19 protein-coding genes are annotated in these 22,662 nt (G+C 68.0%); 11 read left to right on the plus strand and 8 right to left on the minus strand.

The window, feature by feature from the left end:
• Positions 1-237: 237 nt before the first annotated feature.
• From WT53_RS12830 to WT53_RS12845, 4 genes are all read right to left on the minus strand, one after another.
• The gene (locus WT53_RS12830; protein WP_179949018.1) at positions 238-702 is read right to left on the minus strand and encodes a GNAT family N-acetyltransferase; all 465 of its coding nucleotides are present in this window, start codon (positions 700-702) and stop codon (positions 238-240) included.
• Positions 703-848: 146 nt separating this feature from the next.
• Complete coding sequence (locus tag WT53_RS12835; protein WP_034209434.1) at positions 849-1,220, minus strand: nuclear transport factor 2 family protein; 372 nt, start codon at positions 1,218-1,220, stop codon at positions 849-851.
• 55 nt (positions 1,221-1,275) lie between these two features.
• Positions 1,276-1,875, minus strand: a complete 600-nt coding sequence (locus WT53_RS12840) for a hypothetical protein (protein ID WP_034209433.1) — start codon at positions 1,873-1,875, stop codon at positions 1,276-1,278.
• 239 nt (positions 1,876-2,114) lie between these two features.
• On the minus strand, positions 2,115-3,119 hold the full coding sequence (locus tag WT53_RS12845) for an AraC family transcriptional regulator (protein ID WP_034209432.1): 1,005 nt from the start codon (positions 3,117-3,119) through the stop codon (positions 2,115-2,117).
• Between the two features lie 143 nt (positions 3,120-3,262).
• On the opposite strand from WT53_RS12845, the gene WT53_RS12850 reads away from it, so the two are divergent.
• From WT53_RS12850 to WT53_RS12860, 3 genes are read left to right on the plus strand one after another with little or no spacing between them, the layout of a single operon-like run.
• Complete coding sequence (locus tag WT53_RS12850) at positions 3,263-4,930, plus strand: acyl-CoA synthetase (RefSeq protein WP_034209431.1); 1,668 nt, start codon at positions 3,263-3,265, stop codon at positions 4,928-4,930.
• Positions 4,931-4,943: 13 nt separating this feature from the next.
• The gene (locus tag WT53_RS12855; protein WP_034209430.1) at positions 4,944-5,711 is read left to right on the plus strand and encodes a 3-hydroxyacyl-CoA dehydrogenase; all 768 of its coding nucleotides are present in this window, start codon (positions 4,944-4,946) and stop codon (positions 5,709-5,711) included.
• 18 nt (positions 5,712-5,729) lie between these two features.
• The gene (locus tag WT53_RS12860; RefSeq protein ID WP_034209429.1) at positions 5,730-6,920 is read left to right on the plus strand and encodes an acetyl-CoA C-acetyltransferase; all 1,191 of its coding nucleotides are present in this window, start codon (positions 5,730-5,732) and stop codon (positions 6,918-6,920) included.
• A gap of 111 nt (positions 6,921-7,031) precedes the next feature.
• Here the strand turns inward: WT53_RS12860 and WT53_RS12865 are convergent, their stop codons facing one another.
• The gene (locus WT53_RS12865; RefSeq protein ID WP_034209428.1) at positions 7,032-7,724 is read right to left on the minus strand and encodes a TetR/AcrR family transcriptional regulator; all 693 of its coding nucleotides are present in this window, start codon (positions 7,722-7,724) and stop codon (positions 7,032-7,034) included.
• Positions 7,725-8,044: 320 nt separating this feature from the next.
• Between WT53_RS12865 and WT53_RS12870 the strand changes: the two genes are divergently transcribed.
• From WT53_RS12870 to WT53_RS12905, 8 genes are all read left to right on the plus strand, one after another.
• Positions 8,045-9,325 carry a Zn-dependent hydrolase gene (locus WT53_RS12870; RefSeq protein ID WP_034209427.1) on the plus strand — a complete coding sequence of 427 codons (1,281 nt, stop codon included), beginning with the start codon at positions 8,045-8,047 and terminating at the stop codon, positions 9,323-9,325.
• A gap of 124 nt (positions 9,326-9,449) precedes the next feature.
• Entirely contained in the window at positions 9,450-10,787 is a 1,338-nt protein-coding gene (locus WT53_RS12875; protein ID WP_034209426.1) for an NAD(P)-dependent oxidoreductase, read from the plus strand.
• A 55-nt stretch (positions 10,788-10,842) separates the two neighbouring features.
• Positions 10,843-12,159: an NAD-dependent dihydropyrimidine dehydrogenase subunit PreA gene (preA, locus tag WT53_RS12880; RefSeq protein WP_034209425.1), complete on the plus strand. Its 1,317-nt coding sequence runs from the start codon at positions 10,843-10,845 to the stop codon at positions 12,157-12,159.
• Between the two features lie 100 nt (positions 12,160-12,259).
• Positions 12,260-13,768, plus strand: coding sequence for an NCS1 family nucleobase:cation symporter-1 (locus WT53_RS12885; protein WP_034209424.1), 1,509 nt, complete (start codon positions 12,260-12,262; stop codon positions 13,766-13,768).
• Between the two features lie 65 nt (positions 13,769-13,833).
• Complete coding sequence (gene hydA, locus WT53_RS12890; protein WP_034209423.1) at positions 13,834-15,291, plus strand: dihydropyrimidinase; 1,458 nt, start codon at positions 13,834-13,836, stop codon at positions 15,289-15,291.
• Between the two features lie 248 nt (positions 15,292-15,539).
• Positions 15,540-16,814 carry a NupC/NupG family nucleoside CNT transporter gene (locus WT53_RS12895; protein ID WP_034209422.1) on the plus strand — a complete coding sequence of 425 codons (1,275 nt, stop codon included), beginning with the start codon at positions 15,540-15,542 and terminating at the stop codon, positions 16,812-16,814.
• A gap of 68 nt (positions 16,815-16,882) precedes the next feature.
• Positions 16,883-18,199, plus strand: coding sequence for a thymidine phosphorylase (gene deoA, locus WT53_RS12900; protein WP_034209421.1), 1,317 nt, complete (start codon positions 16,883-16,885; stop codon positions 18,197-18,199).
• A 19-nt stretch (positions 18,200-18,218) separates the two neighbouring features.
• Positions 18,219-18,608: a cytidine deaminase gene (locus tag WT53_RS12905; RefSeq protein ID WP_027786232.1), complete on the plus strand. Its 390-nt coding sequence runs from the start codon at positions 18,219-18,221 to the stop codon at positions 18,606-18,608.
• Positions 18,609-18,629: 21 nt separating this feature from the next.
• On the opposite strand, the gene WT53_RS12910 is transcribed toward WT53_RS12905, so the two are convergent.
• From WT53_RS12910 to WT53_RS12920, 3 genes are all read right to left on the minus strand, one after another.
• On the minus strand, positions 18,630-19,745 hold the full coding sequence (locus WT53_RS12910; RefSeq protein WP_034209420.1) for an aromatic ring-hydroxylating dioxygenase subunit alpha: 1,116 nt from the start codon (positions 19,743-19,745) through the stop codon (positions 18,630-18,632).
• 251 nt (positions 19,746-19,996) lie between these two features.
• Complete coding sequence (gene msrA, locus WT53_RS12915) at positions 19,997-20,740, minus strand: peptide-methionine (S)-S-oxide reductase MsrA (RefSeq protein WP_034209518.1); 744 nt, start codon at positions 20,738-20,740, stop codon at positions 19,997-19,999.
• Positions 20,741-20,795: 55 nt separating this feature from the next.
• Positions 20,796-22,640, minus strand: a complete 1,845-nt coding sequence (locus WT53_RS12920) for a cytochrome c biogenesis protein DipZ (protein ID WP_034209419.1) — start codon at positions 22,638-22,640, stop codon at positions 20,796-20,798.
• Positions 22,641-22,662 lie beyond the last annotated feature (22 nt).

Raw genomic sequence — 22,662 nt, forward strand, 5'->3', positions numbered from 1 at the left:
GACCGTGAAACGACTCTACGCCGATGATAGTGCGGATTCCCGTGTGAAAGTAGGTAATCGTCAGGCTCCCTAAGCCAAGAACCCCCGCCCGATCAGGCGGGGGTTTTTGCATTGGCGCGGCGGAAGTGCACTTGTCCAGCGACGCGCTATCCGGCACGAGCCTGGGGCGTGGAAAACGTCTTCATGCCCCTGGTCCGACCGACCGAATTCCGATATTTCTCCGTCGCAACGCCCTCGTCAGACCGTGATCCGCAAGATCGGAAAAAATCTGCCCGGAATGGCGCTCGATTCCTGTTCGCCAATCTTTTCAGCTCCCAGCGCCAGATAGAACGGCGCAGCATTGGGATCCGCTTCGATCACGAAGCTTTTGATTCCTCTCGCAGCGGCTTCGGCCCGAACTGATTCCCACAGCGCACGGGCGATGCCCTGGCCCATGTGATCGGGATGAACGAACAACCATCCGGGCGTCGGTCTATCCGAATCCAATGACGCCCGGACCCAGAACCCGATGATCGACCCGCCCGATTCCGCGACGTAACCGATCGCTCCTTCGATCGTCTCCGGCGAAATCGCAAGATCGTTTTGCCACAAGTCGAGCCATTCCTTCGGATAGCCCCAATGTGCCTTCGAAAGGCGCGCCAATTGCGTGAGTTCGTCCGCGTCCGCGGCACGCGCAGGACGCACGGTAAATAGCTCGTTCATTTCGACTCTCGTCATGGCCGATACCACCATGGTCGGCGATTTCATCAGTGCAGCATCCGGATCGCGGCGTCTCACCGCTCGATCGACAACCGGCCCGCTCGCAGCAGCATTGCCTGACGCGGCTCATCCGCACACGCTCGCCGCAGCTACATGACCTGCGATGCATGCCCGGCGATGACGCGCCAGTTGGCGCCCGATCGACGCCACAGGCGCGTATAGGCAAACGTGCCGGCGAATGCCGTGCCATCGAAACGACCGGCGAGGGTCGCTCGCGTCGTGGTCAGGATCATCCCGTCGATCGCGCATGCGCGCATTTCGTGGACGTCGAGTGTGTCGAGACGCAGTAGCTTCGCGCGATGCGCGGCCAGGTCGTCCTCTTTCGAGATGACCTGGCCGGTCGGGACCGTGAACACCAGATCGTCGTCCAGCAGCGTGTCGAGCACATCGACGTCGTTGGCCAGCATCGCGGCGCGCAGCGCAGTTTCGCTGGGTTCGATGACGGTACGGATTGCATCCATGTCAGGCCTCGCATCATTTTCGGAAGGGAAGCGGTACGGCGGCGACGAACGCAGCCTACCGCGCATTCGACAACGACTGACGCCGGACGAGCATCACCAGGCAGATGCCGATCGACGCGATGAGGTTGACGGCCGGATAGAACGCGACCGCGACACTCCATGTGCTCAGCGCCAGCAACGCCAGCGCGTACTTGAGCACGCACAGCGCGAAATAGGCGAGGCTCTCGCTCCACGGATCGCGGATCGTCTTGCGCACGGTCGGGCCGAGGCCGGCAAGCTCGATCAGCGTAACCAGGCAGATCGACACAGTCGGATCGTCGGTCAGCATCCACAGCGGAATGGCCGATAGCGCCGCGCACAGGAACAACCAGTCGAGACCCGTCCAGCCGCGCTCGCCGCGAAACAGGCTGGCGATCAGCGTCAGAAAGCATGTGACGGCAATCGCCGCCGTGCACCATGCGGACGGTCCCGCGCCCGCGACGAACTGGCCGGCGGCCGCGATCGCCGTGACGACCGACCACACGAGCCACGTGAACAGATGCGGGCGAACGGTCCGCCGGTAGATCGCGAGCGCGTAAGGAATCGCTGCCAGCAACGACACGGCCGTTCCGATCACGCCGAAGATTGAAGCGGCGCTCTCAGCGGTATTCACCATCGACGCAACCTCGTTCGGACGGGCCGACCAGTATGTGGTCAGACGGAACGGGGTGCAACGTCATGCCACGCGCCGTGGTGCGGTGAGCGCTACGCATAATCTCACCGGAACGCAAGGGCGGCCACGTGCCGAAGACGCTCGAGAGCTATCTCGGCGAGCAGACCTTGCGCAAGGGGCTGGAAAAAGGCAGAGCCGGGCGTATCGACGGCACACGACGAGACGCTCGCGCCCACCGGCATTCACGACTCCGCTTCCGCCGCATGCACGTCGCGCCGATAGGCGCCGGGGCTCGTGCCGGTCCATTTCCGGAACGCGCGATGAAACGCGCTCGGCTCGGTGAAGCCGAGCTCGGCCGCGATCTCCGCGACGCTCAGCGCGTGCCCGCGCAGCAGCGACTGCGCGAGCGCGCCGCGCAACTCGTCCTTGATCGCCGCGAAGCTTTGCCCTTCGCTGCGCAAACGCCGTCGCAGCGTCGCCGGCGTCGTGTCGAGGTACACGGCCAGCGTGTCGAAGTCGGGCCACTCGGCGGCCGGCCGCGCCTTCAGGTGCGCGCGCGTCTTCGCGACCCAGCCCGTGTCGTGCCGGTAGCGCACGAGCAGATTGCCGGGCGCGCCGCGCAGGAAGGTCTTCAGCGCCTGCTCCGAACGGATCGTCGGCAGCGCGAGGTATGCGGCATTGAACGCGAGCCGGCTGTCGGGCCGCTCGAAATGCACGGGGACGCCGAAGAACTGGTGATAGTCGCTGCGCTGGCCGGGGCTCGGGCACGCGAAATCGATGCGCTGCAGCGGGATGCGCCGGCCGATCAGCCAGCACGCGACGCCGAGCAGGATCAGCCAGAACGTCCGGTACGCAAACGCCGGGTACGGCGCGCCCGATTGCGCCAGCACGATCTGCGCCTGCCCGTCAGCCACGACAAGCTCGCCGTGCGGCTCGTCGAGCACGACCCGCAGAAACTGCAGCGCGCGCCGCAGTGCCTTGTCGAGCGTGCCGGCATGTAGCACCGCATGGCACAGCAGCGTAAAGCTGCCGCGCCGCATCGGGCGCGCGGCGAGCCCGAAGAATTCGTCGTCGAGCGCGCCGGCGATCGCGAGCCATAGCCGGCCGTACTGTTGCGGCGTGACGGGCGCGTGCACGGCCGCCGGCAGCCCGGCGGTGCGCAGCACGGGCGCGGTCGGCAGACCATGCCGGCGCAGGCACGCGAGCGCATCGTCGACGAAATCCGGCGAAATCATCTGCGGCCCCATTTCCCAGCACCCTCCCGGCATGGCAAAAACGATCACGATTCTAGATTCCGTTTGTCATTGATTGCAATGTAGCGGCTGTCTACTATCGATGTATCCCCGTCGCGCCCTGGCTCGACGGCGGCCATAACGAACAGGAGACGCGCATGCCCGAAGGAGCTACCGCCCGGCCGGTGCCGGCCTATGCCGACGCCGTGGCCCGGTTCAGTATCGAGACCGCCGCCGCGCAACTGAACGGCGATCTGGAGCGCGGCCTGAACGCGTGTGTCGAATGCTGCGACCGCCACGCGAAGGCGGACGCGATCGCGCTCGACTGGATCGACGCCGCCGGGCAGCACCGCCGCTTCACGTTCGCGCAGATGCAGGCGTTGTCGGCCCGGGTCGCTAACCTGCTGGTCGCACAGGGCGTGAAGCCCGGCGACGTGGTGGCCGGCCTGCTGCCGCGCACACCGGAGCTCGTCGCGACGATCCTCGGCACGTGGCGCGCGGGCGCCGTGTACCAGCCGCTGTTCACCGCGTTCGGCCCGAAGGCGATCGAGCATCGGCTGCGCATGAGCGGTGCGCGGCTCGTCGTGACCAACGTCGCGAATCGCGCGAAGCTCGACGAAATCGCCGATTGCCCGCCGGTCGCGACGGTGCGCGAAGCGAGCGACACGCTGCCGGACGGCGACATCGATTTCCGGGCGGCGCTCGAGATGCAGTCCGACAGGTTCGAGCCTGTGCTGCGCAAGGGGTCCGACCTGTTCATGATGATGTCGACGTCGGGCACGACGGGTCTGCCGAAGGGCGTGCCGGTGCCGCTGTATGCGTTGCTCGCGTTCGGCGCGTACATGCGCGAAGCGGTGGATCTGCGCAGCACCGACCGGTTCTGGAATATCGCCGACCCGGGCTGGGCGTACGGGCTTTATTACGCGATCACGGGCCCGTTGCTGCTCGGTCATGCAACGACGCTCTACGAGGGCGGCTTCACGGTCGACAGCACGTACGACGTGATCGAACGGCTCGGCATCACGAGCCTCGCGGGTTCGCCGACCGCGTACCGGATGCTGATGGCGGCCGGCAACGAAGCGGCCGCGCGGCTGAAAGGCCAGCTGCGCGTGGTCAGCAGTGCCGGCGAACCGCTGAATCCGGAAGTCGTGCGCTGGTTCCACGCGGCGCTCGGCGCGCCGATCCACGATCACTACGGCCAGACTGAGCTCGGCATGGTCGTGAACAACCATCACGGCCTCACGCATGTCGTGCACGTCGGTTCGGCCGGCCTCGCGCTGCCCGGCTACCGTGTCGCGGTGCTCGACGAAGCCGGCCGCGAACTCGGCCCCGGCGAGCCCGGCACCCTCGCGATCGACATCGCGCGCTCGCCGCTGCTGTGGTTCTCCGGCTACTGGCAGCAGGACACGCCGGCGATCGCGGGCGGCTACTACCGGACCGGCGACAACGTCGAGCTGGAGCCGGACGGCACCGTGAGCTTCATCGGCCGCGCGGACGACGTGATCACGTCGTCGGGCTACCGGATCGGTCCGTTCGACGTGGAAAGCGCACTGATCGAGCATCCGGCCGTCAGCGAGGCCGCCGTGATCGGCGTGCCCGACCCCGAGCGCACTGAAATCGTGAAGGCGTTCGTCGTCCTGTCGAAAGGGTTCGACGGCACGCCGGAACTGGCCGAGGAATTGAGTCTGCACGTGAAGCGGCGGCTGTCCGCTCACGCTTATCCGCGCGCGATCGACTTCGTCGACGCGCTGCCGAAAACCCCGAGCGGCAAGATCCAGCGCTTCGTGTTGCGCAAGATGGAAGCCGAGAAGGCCGCTCAACCCTGATTATGGACTGCGAATGAATATCAACGATCGCGTTTTTCTGATTACGGGCGCAGGTTCCGGCCTCGGCGCCGCGGTGGCGCGCATGGTCGTCGCGCAAGGCGGCAAGGCCGTGCTGCTGGATGTCAACGAAGAGGCGGGCGCGAGCCTCGCGAACGAACTCGGCGCGGCCGCGCGGTTCGTGAAGACCGACGTGACGAGCGAAGCCGACGGTCAGGCGGCCGTCGCCGCCGCGCGCGACGCGTTCGGCCGTGTCGACGTGCTCGTCAATTGCGCGGGCGTCGCACCGGGCGAGAAGGTCGTGGGCCGCGACGGCCCGCATTCGCTCGACCGCTTCGCGCGCGCGGTGTCGATCAACCTGGTCGGCACGTTCAACATGATCCGGCTGGCAGCCGAAGCGATGTCGAAGCAGGACGCCGACGTGGAAGGCGAGCGCGGCGTGATCGTCAATACGGCGTCGGTCGCGGCGTTCGACGGGCAGATCGGACAGGCCGCGTATGCGGCGTCGAAGAGCGGCGTGGTGGGCATGACGCTGCCGATCGCACGCGAGCTCGCGCGCTTCGGCATTCGCGTCGTGACGGTCGCGCCCGGCATCTTCGCGACGCCGATGATGGCCGGCATGCCGCAGGACGTGCAGGACGCGCTCGGCAAGAGCGTGCCGTTCCCGCCGCGGCTCGGCCGCCCGGAAGAATTTGCGGCGCTGGTGCGCCACATCGTCGAGAACACGATGCTGAACGGCGAAGTCATCCGTCTCGATGGCGCGTTGCGCATGGCACCGCGCTGACACTGGAGGAAGCGAATCATGACGACTCAGGATCCGATCGTAATCGTGGGCGCGGCGCGCACGCCGATGGGTGGTTTTCAGGGCGACCTGGCGGTAGCCAGCGCGAGCGACCTCGGCGCGGTGGCGATTCGTGCCGCGCTCGAGCGCGCGAACGTGCCGGCCGAACGCATCGACGAAATCGTGTTCGGCTGCGTGTTGCCGGCCGGGCAGGGGCAGGCGCCCGCGCGACAGGCCGCGCTGAAGGCCGGCCTGCCGCTCGCGGCGGGCGCGACCACGGTCAACAAGATGTGCGGTTCGGGGATGAAGGCGGCGATGTTCGCGCACGACCTGCTGCTGGCGGGGTCGGCGAGCGTCGCCGTGGCGGGCGGGATGGAGAGCATGACGAATGCGCCGTACCTGCTGCCGAAGGCGCGCGCGGGCATGCGTATGGGGCATGGGCAAGTGCTCGACCACATGTTCCTCGACGGGCTCGAGGACGCCTATGAAAAGGGCCGCCTGATGGGCACGTTCGCCGAGGATTGCGCGCAGGCCTACCAGTTCACGCGCGACGCGCAGGACGCGTTTGCGATTGCATCGCTCACGCGGGCGCAGCGCGCGATCGCCGAAGGGCATTTCGCGTCGGAAATCGCGCCGGTGACCGTCAAGGCCGGCAAGACGGAAAGCATCGTGTCGATCGACGAGCAGCCGGGCAAGGCGAAACTCGACAAGATTCCGACGCTGAAGCCGGCGTTTCGCGACGGCGGCACGGTGACGGCCGCGAACGCGTCGTCGATCTCGGACGGCGCGGCCGCGCTCGTGATGATGCGCCGCTCGGAAGCCGAGCGCCTCGGCCTCACGCCGAAGGCCGTGATCGTCGGGCATTCGACTTATGCGGACAAGCCCGGCCTGTTCGCGACCGCGCCGATCGGCGCGCTGCGCAAGCTGTCGGAGAAAACCGGCTGGAACCTGCGCGACGTCGACCTGTTCGAGATCAACGAAGCGTTCGCGGTGGTGCCGATGGCCGCGATGCGCGATCTCGACCTGCCGCACGAGAAGGTCAACGTACACGGCGGCGCGTGCGCGCTCGGGCATCCGATCGGTGCATCGGGTGCGCGCGTGATGGTGACGCTGCTGGCCGCGCTCGAAACGTACGGCCTGACGCGCGGTATCGCATCGCTGTGCATCGGCGGCGGCGAAGCGACGGCCGTCGCGATCGAGCGCATCGCGTAACGCAGCGCATCGTTCGCACCCACCGCCGACACGGGAGCGGCGCGTATTGCACGGGACATCCCCCGTGTGGTGCGCGCCGCCCGTTTTTATTCGACGGATCGTCGCGTCGCGTTACGACTTCACATTCGGCGACACCGCGCCGCACGCGCGAATCACGAGCTGCACGACCTGCTCGGTCTTTTCGTCGAACGCCTTCTTCGTGAACGCGCGCTTGCCGCTCAGCGCGCGAATCTGCGCATCGAAATCCGCATAGTGCTGCGTGGTCGCCCAGATCAGGTACATCAGCGCATGCGGGTCGATCGGCGCGAGCAGGCCGCGCGCGATCCAGCCTTCGATCACCTTGATGCGCGTGTCGAACCACGGCTTCACGCGTTGCGACAGGATGTCCTGCATGTGCTCCGCGCCGTGGATGATCTCGTTGGCCCAGACCTTCGAGCCGAGCGGGCGCCGCTGCGACAGCGCCATCTTCGCGCGCACGTAGCCGCCGATCGCCTCCACCGGATCGTCGCCGGCCTCGAACGAGCCGGCCGCGCGATGCCAGTCCTCGAACAGGTCGTCGAGCACGCGGCGGTACAGCGCGAGCTTGGTCGGGAAGTAGTAGTGCACGTTCGCCTTCGGCAGGCCGGCGCGCTCCGCGATCATCGCGGTGCTGGCGCCGGCGAGCCCGCGTTCCGCGAATACGGCTTCCGCGCACGCGAGCAGATGCGCTTCGTTGGACTCGCGAATGTGCGCCTTGCGTCGCCGCAAAGGTGCCGGCGTTTCGTCCCGGTCGGTGGCTGCGATTGTCGCCTCGTCATGTCTCATCGTTACCCTCGCGCGGCGGGCATGCCGCGTTGGGCTTCATTCTAGCCGCTGATTCGCGTCGCGCACACGCGCGGAGATGCCGCCGCTCCACGACGATGCTGCGTTGCGATGGCACGTTTCTCGCTCAGGTGCGTCGCGCAAGAAAGACGTTGCGCTGGTCATTTTGATCGTCTAAAACCTGTCCAATCGGACAGGATTTAACGCGTTTCGCGAACCGGCGGAGCATGCACCGCGTCCGGGCGGCGTGCCCCGAAACAGGCCTCGCGTGCACCGGCACGGACCGGGCCGACGACATCACCGACCCCACAGGAGCGATACGAATGAACGCAGTATCGGAAACAGTGAAGCGGGCAGCTTTCGACACGTCGATCAAGGTCGACGGCAAGCGGTTGTGGGAAAGCCTGATGGAGGTCGCGAAAATCGGCGCGACACCGAAAGGCGGCGTGTGCCGACTCGCGCTGACCGATCTCGACAAGGCCGGCCGCGACCTGATCGTCGGCTGGGCGAAGGCCGCCGGCTGCACGGTGACGGTCGATACGATGGGCAACGTGTTCATGCGCCGCGCGGGCCGCGTGGCCGACGCGGCGCCGGTCGTCACGGGCTCGCACGCGGATTCGCAGCCGACCGGCGGGCGCTTCGACGGCATCTACGGCGTGCTCGGCGGCCTCGAGGTGATTCGCAGTCTCAACGATCACGGCATCGAAACCGAGCATCCGGTCGAGGTCGTGATCTGGACCAACGAGGAGGGCTCGCGCTTCGCGCCCGCGATGGTCGCGTCGGGCGTGTTCGCGGGCGTGTTCCCGCTCGAATACGGGCTGTCTCGCAAGGACGTCGACGGCAAGACGATCGGCGAGGAACTGGCGCGCATCGGCTACGCGGGCGACGTGCCGTGCGGCGGGCGCAAGCTGCATGCGGCATTCGAGCTGCATATCGAGCAGGGGCCGATTCTCGAAGCGGAATGCAAGACGATCGGCGTCGTGACCGACGCGCAGGGGCAGCGGTGGTACGAGATCACGTTCACCGGCCAGGAAGCGCACGCGGGACCGACGCCGATGCCGCGCCGCCGCGACGCGTTGCTCGGCGCGTCGCGCGTGGTCGATCTCGTCAACCGGATCGGCCTCGATCATGCGCCGTTCGGTTGCGCGACGGTCGGCATGATGCAGGTCCACCCGAACTCGCGCAACGTGATCCCCGGCCGCGTGTTCTTCACCGTCGATTTCCGTCATCCGGACGACGCCGTGCTCGCGAAGATGGATGCGGCGCTGCGCGACGGCGTCGCGCGCATCGCGGCCGACATCGGGCTCGACACCGAACTCGAGCAGATTTTCTATTACAAGCCGGTCGCGTTCGATCCGGCATGCGTGGCGGCCGTGCGCGACGCGGCCGATCGCTTCGGCTACTCGCATCGCGACATCGTGTCGGGCGCGGGCCACGATGCGTGCTATCTGGCGCAGGTCGCGCCGACGTCGATGGTGTTCGTGCCCTGCGTCGACGGCATCAGCCACAACGAGATCGAGGACGCGACGCCCGCATGGATCGAGGCCGGCGCGAACGTGTTGCTGCACGCGATGCTGTCGCGCGCATGCGAGCCGGCTTCATGACGGACCGACCGTAGCAGCCGCGAGGCTGCCTGTCGTTTGAAATTCGGCCTAAGCATGACCGCCCCGACTGTGCATTCGCAGCCGGCGGGGACGGCTTTGTCTCCACCCAGTCGAAGGAACGCGTATGACCACCAAGCCAACCGGCGATATCGCCGCGCATCGCCTGTCGTCCACGCAACTCTCGTGCGAGTTCGCCGATATCGCGCCGCTGCTCGATCCGACTGCCGCGGCGGCCGCCGCGAGCCGCTGCCATTACTGTTACGACGCGCCGTGCGTGCACGCGTGCCCGACGCAGATCGACATCCCCAGCTTCATCCGCAAGATCGGCAACGGCAACCTGAAAGGCGCGGCGATGGACATCCTGTCCGCGAATCCACTCGGCGGGATGTGCGCGCGCGTGTGCCCGACTGAAATCCTGTGCGAAGGTGCATGCGTGCGCAACCATCAGGATGCGCAGCCGGTCGCGATCGGCGCGCTGCAGCGGCACGCGACCGACTGGGCGATGCAGACCGGCGCCGTGCAGTTCCGGCGCGCGCCCGAGACGGGCCGTCAAGTGGCGGTGGTCGGCGCGGGGCCGGCCGGGCTCGCGTGCGCGCACCGGCTCGCACTCGCCGGGCACCGCGTCACGCTGTTCGACGCGCGCCCGAAGGCCGGGGGCCTCAACGAATACGGAATCGCCGCATACAAGACCGTGGACGATTTCGCGCAGCGCGAGGTCGAGTGGCTGCTGTCGGTGGGCGGCATCACGCTGGAGACGGGCGTGGCGCTCGGACGCGACGTGACGCTCGACGCGCTGCGCGAGCAGCACGACGCGGTATTCCTCGCGATGGGGCTCGGCGGCGTGCGTGCGCTCGCGATCGACGGCGAGCAACTGGGCGGCGTGATGAATGCGGTCGATTTCATCGAGCAGGTGCGGCAGGCCGACGAGCTCGCGAACGTGCCGGTCGGGCGGCGCGTGGTCGTGATCGGCGGCGGCAATACGGCGATCGATGCGGCGGTGCAGAGCCGCAAGCTCGGCGCCGAGCGCGTGACGATGGTGTACCGGCGCGGCGTGGACGCGATGAGCGCGACGTGGGCCGAGCGCGAGTTCGCGCAGAAGAGCGGCGTCGCGCTCGTCACGCACGCGAAGCCGGTGCGCATGGCGGGCGCGAACGGGCAGGTGACGGGCGTCGAATTCGAGGCCGCATCGGGCGAGCGCTTCACCGTCGACGCGGACATGGTGCTGAAGGCGATCGGCCAGACGCTCGTGCCGGACGGTATCGCGGCCATGTTGCTGACCGCGGACGGCGCGCGTATCGCGGTGGATGCGGACGGGCGCACGGCGCTGCCGGACGTATGGGCCGGCGGCGACTGCGCGGCGACCGACGGCGTCGACCTCACGGTACAGGCCGTGCAGGACGGCAAGCGCGCGGCTGCGTCGATCGACGCGACGCTCGCCGCGCGTGCCGCGAAGGCGGCCTGAACGCGCGGCGCACCGCCGGCACACCGAACACGACCCCCTTCTCACGGAGCCGAACATGGCCGATCTTCGCTGCACCCTCGCAGGCATCACTTCGCCGAACCCCTTCTGGCTGGCGTCCGCGCCACCGACCGACAAGGCCTACAACGTCAATCGCGCGTTCGAGGCCGGCTGGGGCGGCGTCGTCTGGAAGACGCTCGGGCTCGATCCGCACGTCGTCAACGTCAGTTCGCGCTATGGCGCGGTGCAGTGGAACGGCCAGCGCATCGCGGGGCTGAACAACATCGAGCTGATCACCGACCGTCCGCTCGGCGTGAACCTGGGAGAAATCGCGCAGGTGAAGCGCGACTGGCCGGACCGCGCGCTGATCGTGTCGCTGATGGTGCCGTGCAACGAGCGCGACTGGAAATGGATCCTGCCGCTCGTCGAGGATACCGGCGCCGATGCGGTCGAGCTGAACTTCGGCTGCCCGCACGGGATGAGCGAGCGCGGGATGGGCGCGGCGGTCGGGCAGGTGCCCGAATACGTCGAGATGGTCACGCGCTGGGTGAAGGAAGGCACGAAGCTGCCATGCCTCGTGAAACTCACGCCGAACATCAGCGACATCCGGATGGGATCGCGCGCCGCGTACAAGGGCGGCGCGGACGGGGTGTCGCTGATCAACACGATCAACTCGATCGTCGCGGTCGATCTCGACCAGATGGCGCCGGTGCCGACCGTCGACGGCAAGGGCACGCACGGCGGCTATTGCGGCCCGGCGGTCAAGCCGATCGCGCTGAACATGGTCGCGGAGATCGCACGCGATCCGGAAACGCCGAACCTGCCGATCTCGGGCATCGGCGGCATCTCGTCATGGCGCGACGCGGCCGAGTTCATGGTGCTCGGCGCCGGCAGCGTGCAGGTGTGCACCGCCGCGATGCATTACGGCTTCCGGATCGTGTCGGATCTCGCCGACGGGCTGTCGAACTGGATGGACGAGAAGGGCTACGCGACGCTCGACGACATCCGCGGCCGCGCGGTGCCGAACGTGACCGACTGGAAATACCTGAACCTGAAGTACGACATCAAGGCGCGCATCGACCAGGACCGCTGCATCCAGTGCGGGCTGTGCCATATCGCATGCGAGGACACGTCGCACCAGGCGATCACGGCGACGAAGGACGGCGTGCGGCATTTCGAAGTGATCGATTCGGAGTGCGTCGGGTGCAATCTTTGCATGCATGTGTGTCCGGTCGAGCAATGCATCACGATGGAGCGCGTCGATTCGGGCGACTACGCGAACTGGACCACGCATCCGAACAATCCGGCGAGCGCGGACGCCGGTGCGAGCGGCGGCCCGGCGGCCGCGCCCGAGAAGCACGCGAAGGCGGCCTGACCGGTGGCCGGTGGCGCGGGAGGTGCCGCGCCGCCGCTTTTCGTTTCATCGGGCCGGCATCGCACGATGCCGGCGCCGACGTTTTCGTGGAGTGCGATCGATGAAATACGCAGCGAATCCCGCCGATCCCGACAGCGCCGCGGCGCACGGCGGCAGCCTGTACAACGACGACCTCGCGCCGACGACGCCGGCGCAGCGCACGTGGAAGTGGTACCACTTCGCGGCGCTGTGGGTCGGGATGGTGATGAACATCGCGTCGTACATGCTCGCGGCCGGGCTGATCCAGGAAGGCATGTCGCCGTGGCAGGCGGTGACGACGGTGCTGCTCGGCAACCTGATCGTGCTCGTGCCGATGCTGCTGATCGGTCATGCGGGCGCGAAGCACGGAATTCCGTACGCGGTCCTCGTGCGCGCGTCGTTCGGCACGCAGGGCGCGAAGCTGCCGGCGCTGTTGCGCGCGATCGTCGCCTGCGGCTGGTACGGCATCCAGACCTGGCTCGGCGGCAGCGCGATCTACACGCTGCTGAACATCCTGACCGGCAATGCGCTGCACGGCGCGGCGCTGCCGCTCGTCGGCATCTCGTTCGGGCAGCTCGCGTGCTTCCTCGTGTTCTGGGCGCTGCAGCTGTACTTCATCCTGCACGGCACCGATTCTATCCGCTGGCTCGAAAGCTGGTCCGCGCCGATCAAGGTCGTGATGTGCGTGGCGCTCGTGTGGTGGGCGACGTCGAAGGCGGGCGGGTTCGGCTCGATGCTGTCGGCGCCGTCGCAGTTCGTCGCTGGCGGCAAGAAGGCCGGGCTCTTCTGGGCGACGTTCTGGCCGGGCCTGACCGCAATGGTCGGCTTCTGGGCGACGCTCGCGCTGAACATCCCCGATTTCACGCGCTTCGCGCATTCGCAGCGCGACCAGGTGATCGGGCAGTCGATCGGGCTGCCGCTGCCGATGGCGCTGCTGTCGGTGGTGTCGGTCGTCGTGACGTCGGCGACCGTCGTGATCTACGGCAACGCGATCTGGGATCCGATCGACCTGACGAGCCGGATGACCGGCATCGGTGTCGGCATCGCGCTCGTGATCCTCACGCTCGACACGATGTGCTGCAACCTCGCCGCGAATCTCGTTGGTCCTGCTTACGATTTTTCGAGTCTGTGGCCGAAGGCGATCTCGTATCGCGCGGGCGGGATGATCACCGCGACGATCGCGATCGTGATGATGCCGTGGAAGATCCTCGCGACGACGGACGGCTATATCTTCACCTGGCTCGTCGGCTATTCGGCGTTGCTCGGGCCGGTCGCGGGCATCCTGATGGTCGACTATTTCCTGATTCGCGGCACGCAGCTCGATACGCGCGCATTGTTCGACGAGGGCGGCGACTTCAGCTACGCGCGCGGCTGGAACCCGGCCGCGCTGGTCGCGCTCGCGGTCGGCGTGCTGCCGAACCTGCCGGGCTTCCTGCATACGGCGTTTCCGGCGTCGTTCCCGAACGTGCCGGCGTTCCTCAACACGCTTTACACGTACGCGTGGTTCGTCGGCCTCGTGCTGGCGTCCGGCGTGTACGGCACCTGGATGAAGCGGCGCGCCGGACAGCGCGCGCAGATCGCGAGCGCATGACGCGCGAGCCGGAGGCGACTCGCGCGCGGCATGCGGCACCCGACAGTCAACTAGGAGGCAACGAAATGGCAATCCTGATTCGTGGCGGCACCGTGGTCGATGCGGACCGTTCCTATCGTGCGGACGTACTCTGCGCGGACCCGCAGGACGGCGGCACGATCCTGCAGATTGCGGAGCGGATCGACGCACCGGCCGGCGCGACCGTCGTCGACGCGCACGACCAGTACGTGATGCCGGGCGGCATCGATCCGCATACGCACATGGAACTGCCGTTCATGGGCACGACCGCGAGCGACGATTTCTATTCGGGCACCGCTGCCGGGCTGTCGGGCGGCACGACGAGCATCATCGACTTCGTGATTCCGAGCCCGAAGCAGCCGCTGATGGATGCATTCCGCGAATGGCGCGGCTGGGCCGAGAAATCGGCGTCCGACTACGGGTTTCACGTCGCCGTGACGTGGTGGGACGACAGCGTGCACCGCGACATGGGCACGCTCGTGCGCGAGCACGGCGTGTCGAGCTTCAAGCATTTCATGGCGTACAAGAACGCGATCATGGCCGACGACGAGATTCTCGTGAACAGCTTCACGCGTTCGCTCGAACTCGGTGCGCTGCCGACCGTGCATGCGGAGAACGGCGAACTCGTGTTCCAACTGCAAAAGGCGCTGCTCGCGCGCGGCATGACGGGCCCGGAGGCGCATCCGTTGTCGCGGCCGCCGGAGGTGGAGGGCGAAGCCGCGAACCGCGCGATCCGTATCGCGCAGGTGCTCGGCGTGCCCGTGTATATCGTGCACGTGTCGGCGAAGGATGCGGTGGATGTGATCACGCGCGCGCGCAGCGAAGGGCTGCGCGTGTTCGGCGAAGTGTTGCCGGGCCATCTCGTGATCGACGAGGCCGTCTATCGCGATCCGGACTGGACGCGCGCGGCGGCCCACGTGATGAGCCCGCCGTTTCGCTCGGCCGAGCATCGCGAGGCGCTGTGGCGCGGGCTGCAGTCGGGGCAGCTGCATACGACGGCGACCGACCACTGCGTGTTCTGCGCGTCGCAGAAGGCGATGGGCCGCAACGATTTCACGAAGATTCCGAACGGCTGCGGCGGTGTCGAGGATCGCATGTCGGTGCTGTGGCATCACGGCGTGAATCATGGCCGAATCACGCCGAACGAATTCGTGCGGATCACATCGACGAACGCCGCGCAGATCTTCAACCTGTATCCGCGCAAGGGCGCCGTGCAGGTCGGCGCCGATGCCGACCTCGTCGTGTGGGACCCGACCGCGACGAAGACGATTTCGGTGAAGACGCATCACCAGCAGGTCGACTTCAACGTGTTCGAGGGGATGACCGTGCAGGGTGTCGCGACGCACACGCTCACGCGCGGCGCACTCGCGTGGGCCGACGGCGAATTGCGCGCGGTGCGCGGCGCGGGCCGTTACCTGAAGCGCCCGCCGGGGGCAGGCTACTACGAGGCGGCACGGATCGCGAACCGTCTGCGCGAGCCGCATCCGGTCGAACGCGCGGGTTGAACGACGCGTGTCGTGCGGGACGTGTCCGTTCGAACGGCACGTCCCGCGCGCATTTTAGGCAGGTAAATAGCATAACTGATCAAGCAGTCGAAGCACGAAAATAGAAACGATCGATGCCATTGATGTCGACGATTTTGGCGACGTTGCCGGCGCACGTATCGTGCGAGTAACATCCACCCACCCGATCACGCGGGTCGCGGGCACGGGTCGCCCGCCGAACAGTTCAAATAGTGAGAAAGGAGCACAAGGTGGATATTCTGCGCAGTCTCCTCGGTATGCTGTTTCTGTTGCTGGTCGCGTATCTGCTGTCGAACAACCGCCGCGCGGTCAGCGTGCGAACCATGATCGCCGCGCTGCTCACGCAGTTCGCGATCGGTGCGCTGGTGCTGTTCGTGCCGTCGGGGCGCGCGGCGCTGGCCGCGGCCGCGAACGGCGTCAATCGCGTGCTCGACATGGGCAATCACGGCATCGCGTTCGTGTTCGGCGGGCTGGTCGACGCGCGGATGTTCCAGTTGTTCGGCGATGGCGGATTCGTGTTCGGCCTGCGCGTGCTGCCGATGATCATCTTCGTCACCGCGCTGATCTCGGTGCTGTATTACATCGGCGTGATGAAGTGGATCGTCGCGATCCTCGGCGCGGGGCTCGCGAAAGTGCTCGGCGTGAGCCGCATCGAGGCGTGCTCGGCCGTCGCGACGATCTTCCTCGGGCAGAGCGAGATGCCCGCGCTCGTGAAGCCGTTCGTGCGCAACATGACGAGCGCCGAGATCTTCACGGTGATGGCGAGCGGCATGGCGTCGGTCGCGGGCTCGGTGCTGGTCGGCTACGCCGGCCTCGGCGTGAAGATGGAGTATCTGCTCGCCGCATCGTTCATGGCGGTGCCGGGCGGGCTGCTGTTCGGCAAGCTGCTGTTTCCGACCGTCGAGCCGAGCCGCGTGGTGGTCGACGGCCTCGATTTCGACGACAAGCGGGCCGCCAACGTGATCGAGGCGGCCGCATCCGGCGCATCGGTCGGCCTGCGGATCGCGATCAACGTCGGCGCGATGCTGATCGCGTTCGTCGGGCTCATCGCACTGATGAACCTGATCGTCGGCGGCGCGGCCGCGTTCGCGGGCTTTCCGCAGGTCACGCTGGTCGGCATCATCGGCCACCTGTTCGCGCCGCTCGCGTGGATCATCGGCGTGCCGTGGCACGATGCGGCGCTGGCCGGCAACTTCATCGGCGAGAAGCTGATCTTCAACGAATTCGTCGCGTACGGCGACCTGTCGCCGTACCTGAAGGGCAGTGCTCACGTGGCGGCGGCCGGCCTCCAGGTGCTCGACGCGAAGACGCTCGCGATCGTGTCGTTCGCGCTGTGCGGCTTCGCGAACTTCTCGTCGATCGCGATTCTCGCGGGCGGCTTCAGCGCGGTCGCGCCCGAGCGCCGCTCGGACGTCGCGCGGCTCGGCTTGCGCGCGCTGACGGCGGCGACGCTGTCGAACCTGATGAGCGCGGCGATTGCCGGCCTGTTTTTCTCGCTGCATTAGCGCCTGTTCACGCTGATAACAGGCTCCAAGCCATGCAGTGGACTCCGATCGATCGAAGCGAGGCAACGATGTTTCTACCGCAGGAATTCATTCGCAGGAAGCGCGACGGGCAGCCGCTCGATCGCGACGGCATGGCCGCGTTCGTGCGCGGCGTGACCGACGGCAGCGTGACCGAGGGCCAGGTGGCCGCGTTCGCGATGGCCGTGTATTTCAACGACCTCAGCACGGACGAACGCGTCGCGCTGACGCTCGCGCAGCGCGATTCGGGCGACGTGCTCGACTGGCGTGCGCTCGATCTCGGCGGGCCGGTGATCGACAAGCATTCGACGGGCGGCGTCGGCGACGTCGTGTCGCTGATGCTCGGGCCGATGGTAGCCGCGTGCGGCGGCTACGTGCCGATGATCTCGGGGCGCGGGCTCGGCCATACCGGCGGTACGCTCGACAAGCTCAGCGCGATTCCCGGTTACGACGTGATGCCCGATACGGACGCGTTTCGCCGCACGGTGCGCGAGGTCGGCGTCGCGATCATCGGGCAGACCGCGCGGCTCGCGCCGGCCGACAAGCGCATCTATGCGATCCGCGACGTGACGGCGACCGTCGAATCGGTCGCGATGATCACCGCGTCGATCCTGTCGAAGAAACTCGCGGCAGGGCTCGACGGGCTCGTGATGGACGTCAAGGTCGGCTCCGGCGCGTTCATGCCGACTCCGGAGAAATCGGCGGAACTGGCGCGCAGCATCGTCGACGTCGGCAACGGCGCCGGCATGAAGACGACCGCGATCCTCACCGACATGAACCAGTCGCTCGCGCCGTGCGCAGGCAACGCGCTCGAGGTGGCGTGCGCGATCGACTACCTGACGGGCAAGTCGCGCCCCGCGCGCTTGCACGACGTGACGATGGCGCTGTCGGCCGAACTGCTCGTCACCGGCGGGCTGGCGCGAGATGTCGCCCACGCGCGCGAGCAGCTCCAGCACGCGCTCGATTCAGGCGCGGCGGCCGAGCGTTTCGCGCGCATGGTCGTCGCGCTCGGCGGCCCCGCCGACCTGATCGACGCACCGGCGCGGCATCTGGCGCGGGCCGCGGTGATCGTGCCGGTTCCGGCGCCCGCGGGCGGCGTGGTGCAGCGCGTCGATTGCCGTGCGCTCGGGCTGGCGGTGGTCGCGCTCGGCGGCGGCCGCACGCGTGCGGAGGACGCGATCGACGTCAGCGTCGGCCTGTCGGCGCTCGCGGAGATCGGGCAGCGTATCGGGGCCGGCGAGCCGCTCGGCTTCGTGCATGCCCGCGACGAAGCGGCCGCGGCCCATGCGGCGGATGCGATTCGCCGCAGCTACGTGCTCGGCGAGACCGGCGAAGCGCCGCCGACCCTTTACCGGCAGATTGGCTGACCCTGCCCCGGAGACCTCGATGGAACGAGACGAACTGATCGAACAGGCGAAGGCGGCGCGCGACCGCGCGTATGCGCCGTATTCGCGCTTCAAGGTCGGCGCGGCGCTGCAGGCGCGCGACGGGACGGTTTTCCACGGCTGCAACGTCGAGAACGCGTCGTACGGACTGTGCAATTGCGCGGAACGCACGGCGTTGTTCGCGGCGATCGCTGCCGGTTATCGGCCGGGCGATTTCGCGCGGCTCGCGGTCGTCGGCGACACGGACGGACCGATCGCGCCGTGCGGCGCATGTCGTCAGGTGATCATCGAGATCGGCAAGCCCGACATCGAAGTGATTCTCGCCAACCTGAAAGGGGCCGTCGAGATCACGACGGCCCGCGCGTTGCTGCCGGGCGCGTTCACGCTGTAACGGCGCGCCGCAGGCGGCGCCTTACGCGCTGTCGCGGGCGTCGCGGATCGGGATCACGGTGCGTGCGCCGCACTGGCGCAGCAGGTCGCGCAACTCGTTGATGACCGGAAACACTTCGTGGTTCCAGTCGGCGCCCTGGCGATCGTGCGCTTCCTGTTCGCGTTCGACGATCCAGCGATCCTCGCGGAAGATGCGCTCGGTGAACCACACGAGCAGCGGCCATGCGAGATCGAGTGCGAACGGGATGCCGGGCTTGTGGATCGACAGCAGCCCGAACGTGCGGTTGGTGCGCTGCTCGGCGTCGAGCGGCACGTAGACGATCCACAGATCCATCACGAGCGTGCCTTCGCTCGAGCGAATCTGCAGCGTCTGGTACGGATAGCCGGTGCGCACCGTCATCACGCTCTTGTTGGCCTGGTCGCCGGGCTTCTTGCTCGAACCGAACACGAGCGCCTCGCCGACCGGCTGCTTGCCTTCCATCCGCGCGAACGTGTAGTCGACCTCGACCCAGTCGTCGCCGCGGCGGCGGCCCACCGAGCGCGCGCGCATCTGCCCCATCTGCTTGCGATGCAGGAACTGATGGTTCATGTCCATCAGGTTCTCGTGCATGAACGAGTAGTGGCACTTGACCTCGCGGCCGAAGCGGCGCGTCTTGTACGCGCGGTTGTCCGCGGATTCGAGCGTGGGGAACGGTCGTGCTTCGGCGAGCGTGGCATCGCCCGGGAACACGAAGATCAGCCCGTGCGCTTCGCGACACGGATACGCGCGCACGCCGTTGGGCAAGCGCTCGCGACCGAGGTAGGGTACGTCGACGCAGCGGCCGCTGTCGCACGCGTAGGTCCAGCCGTGGTAGCAGCAGCGCAGCGTCTCGCCGCTCACCACGCCCGCGTGCAGCGGCACCTGGCGGTGCGCGCAACGATCTTCGAGCGCATACACGGCGCCCGATTCGGTGCGCACGAGCACGATCGGGTCGCCGGCGAAGCGCACGCCGAGCGTCTTGCCGCGCTTGAGCTCGCGCGACCACGCGAGCGGGTACCAGTGATCCGGATGAATGGGCACGCGGCGCAGGTCGCGCACGACCGCGCCGGTGGACGGTTCTTCGAGGGTATTGCTGTCAGGCAAGGGCACTGCGCGCATGCGTGACGCCTCCTGGCTTGGCGGGTGGTCCGGACGCCGCGTCATGCGGCGAGGATCAGGAGAAGTCTACGCGAAGTTGCCGGCCGCGGCGGACGCGATGCGGGTTTGCCCCGCCATCGCGCGCACCGATTCGTTGATGCGGCGCAAAGAGGGCAGCCGCCGGTGCGTGGCGGGGCGGGCCGCCGCGGCCGTGCGGCGGGCGGCATCCCGTCACGCAGCCGGGCGGTGGTCGCGAGCGGCTCGCAAGCGGCTCACGAGCGCGCTTCGCGCCACAGTACCGCGTCGGCACGGTACAGCGCCGGGAAGCGCTGCTTCAGCCCGGCGACCTTCGGCAGGTCGTTGAACGCGATATACGGCGCATCCGGATGCAGTTCGAGGTAGTTCTGGTGATAGGCCTCGGCTGGATAGAACCCCTTGTACGCCTCGACGCGCGTGACCACGGGCGCCGGAAACACGTGCGCGGCGCCGAGCTGCGCGATGTACGCGGTCGCGACCGCGCGTTGCTGCGCGGTGGTCGGGAAGATCGCGGACCGGTACTGCGAGCCTTCGTCGGGGCCTTGCCGGTTCAGTTCGGTCGGATCGTGCGCGACCGAGAAGAATACCTGCAGCAGCCGGCCGTACGTGATCTGGGTCGGGTCGTAGACGATGCGCACCGATTCCGCGTGCCCCGTCAGCCCCGAGCCGACCAGCGCGTAGTGCGCGGTTTCGGACGCGCCGCCCGCATAGCCTGCGGTGACCTGCTTCACGCCCTTCACGTGCTCGAACACGCCCTGGACACCCCAGAAGCAGCCGCCGGCGAGCACGGCCGTCTCGTCGTGCGACGCGCCGGGCGTTTCGTCGAGCGCCGGCGCGGGCACGGTGCGCATCGGCTCGGCGGAATTGACGATGCGCTGGTAGCCGAACACGGCGGCTGCCGCGACGGCGATGGCGCCGATGCGGCGCAGCATGGCCGCACGCCGTCGTGCGGCGGCATCGCGAATAGGGATCGGGTTCATCTTTTGCTCCTTCGACATGCGTCGAGAAATGTGTCCAGAAATGCGGCAGCCGCGATCAACCGAAAGTGAATGCATACGCATCGACCCCCGGATCGAGGAACTCGATCGAGAACGTGCGATCGGCGATCGCGCCGGGCTGTCGGACGAGCTGGTACAGGCGCTGGCCGGTGACGGTGCCGTAGCCCTGCGCGTCGACGTCGGCGCCATGTGCGGCGCCGGGCGCCGCGCCGTCGAGCGTCACGCGAAAGCGGACGGGCCGGCCGTTCGTGCCGGGGCCGAGCACGAGATGCAGATCGCGCGCATGGAAGCGGTAGACGATCCGGCCATCCGGCGCGGCGAGCGACGCGCGTTCGGCGCCGACGTTCCACGTACCCGCGAGGCCCCAGCCGTTGAGATCCGGCCGGGCCGGCACGTCGTAGCGGTGCGCCGCGTCGCGCACGACGCCGCCCGGCGACGCGAAGCTTTCCGCGCGCGCATAGCCGACATAGGTTTCGGGCGAGCGGACGTCCACGCTGTCGGCGGCCGCGAGCGCACCCTTCGCGGGCGCGCCGGCGAGCCCGAGCGGCACGTTCAGCGCGTCCGGATGACCGGCTTCGGCGAGCAGCGACTGGATCGCGCGTTCCGATTGCGCGTATTCGCCTTCGCCGAAGTGGTGATGACGGATCCGTCCTTGCGCGTCGATGAAGTAGTGCGCGGGCCAGTATTCGTTGTTGAACGCGCGCCAGATCGAATAGCCGTTGTCGATCGCGACCGGGTAGTCGATGCCGAGGTCGTGCACGGCCTTCTTCACGTTGCCGATGTCGCGCTCGAACGCGAACTCCGGCGCTTGCACGCCGATCACGACGAGCCCGTACGGCGCATACTTGCGCGCCCACGCGGTCGTGTACGGCAGCGTGCGCAGGCAGTTGATGCACGAATACGTCCAGAAGTCGACCAGCACGACCTTGCCGCGCAGCCCGGCCGCCGTCAGCGGCGGCGAGTTCAGCCATTGCACGGCGCCGTCGAGCGACGGCAGCGTGCCTTCGACCGGCAGCGCGGCCGCGGGGGCGCCGGCCGCACGCATCATCGCGCCGCCGGCCTGCGCGCCATCGGTTGTTGCGGCGGCCATCATTGCACTGCCCGTCGCGTTGTCGTCTGCACCGGCCGCGGCCGGTGCCGCCGGCGCGCCGTTCGAGCGTCCGCCGAGGCGGTCGACGAGTTTCGTTTCGAGCCCGCCGGTGGTGACGGTCGACAGTTGCGCGAGGGCGCCCGTGTCGAGACCGAGCGCGATCGCGCCGACACCGGCCAGGAGCGCCGCGCCGATCCCGCGCCGGATCCATTCGCCGGCGCCGAGCGAGCGCTTCATCGCGGCGAACACCTTGCCGCCGATCACGAGCGCAACGCCGAGCGACGTCGCCGCGCCGGCCGCATACGCGACGAGCAACAGCGTCGTGCCGACGCTCGCGCCGCGCAGCGCGGCGCCGGTCAGCACGAGGCCGAGGATCGGGCCGGCGCACGGCGCCCACAGCAGGCCCGTCGCGACGCCGAGCAGCAGCGACGACGCCGGGCCGGCCGGGCGGCCGTCGCGTTGCGCGAACCCGGTGAGCCGGTTGCCGGCGGCGACGAGCGGGCGCGTCAGGTGTTCCGCGAAGCGCGGCATCAGCAACGTCAGGCCGAACACCGCGAGCAGCACGATCGCGATCCAGCGGCCGGCCTGGTTGGCCTGCGCGACCCAGCCGCCGCCGACGGCGGCGAGCGTCGCGACGACGGCGAACGTGAGCGCCATGCCGGCGAGCAGCGGCAGGCCGGTGCGCACGAACGGCTGGTCGGCGCGCGCGAACACGAACGGCAGCACGGGCAGGATGCACGGGCTCAGGATCGTGAGCACGCCGCCGAGATAGGCAAGGACGATGAGCAGCATGGTGCGTTCTCCAGTCGGACGG

Origin of the sequence: Burkholderia sp. MSMB2157WGS, from assembly GCF_001532755.1 — a bacterium.
Lineage (GTDB): Bacteria > Pseudomonadota > Gammaproteobacteria > Burkholderiales > Burkholderiaceae > Burkholderia.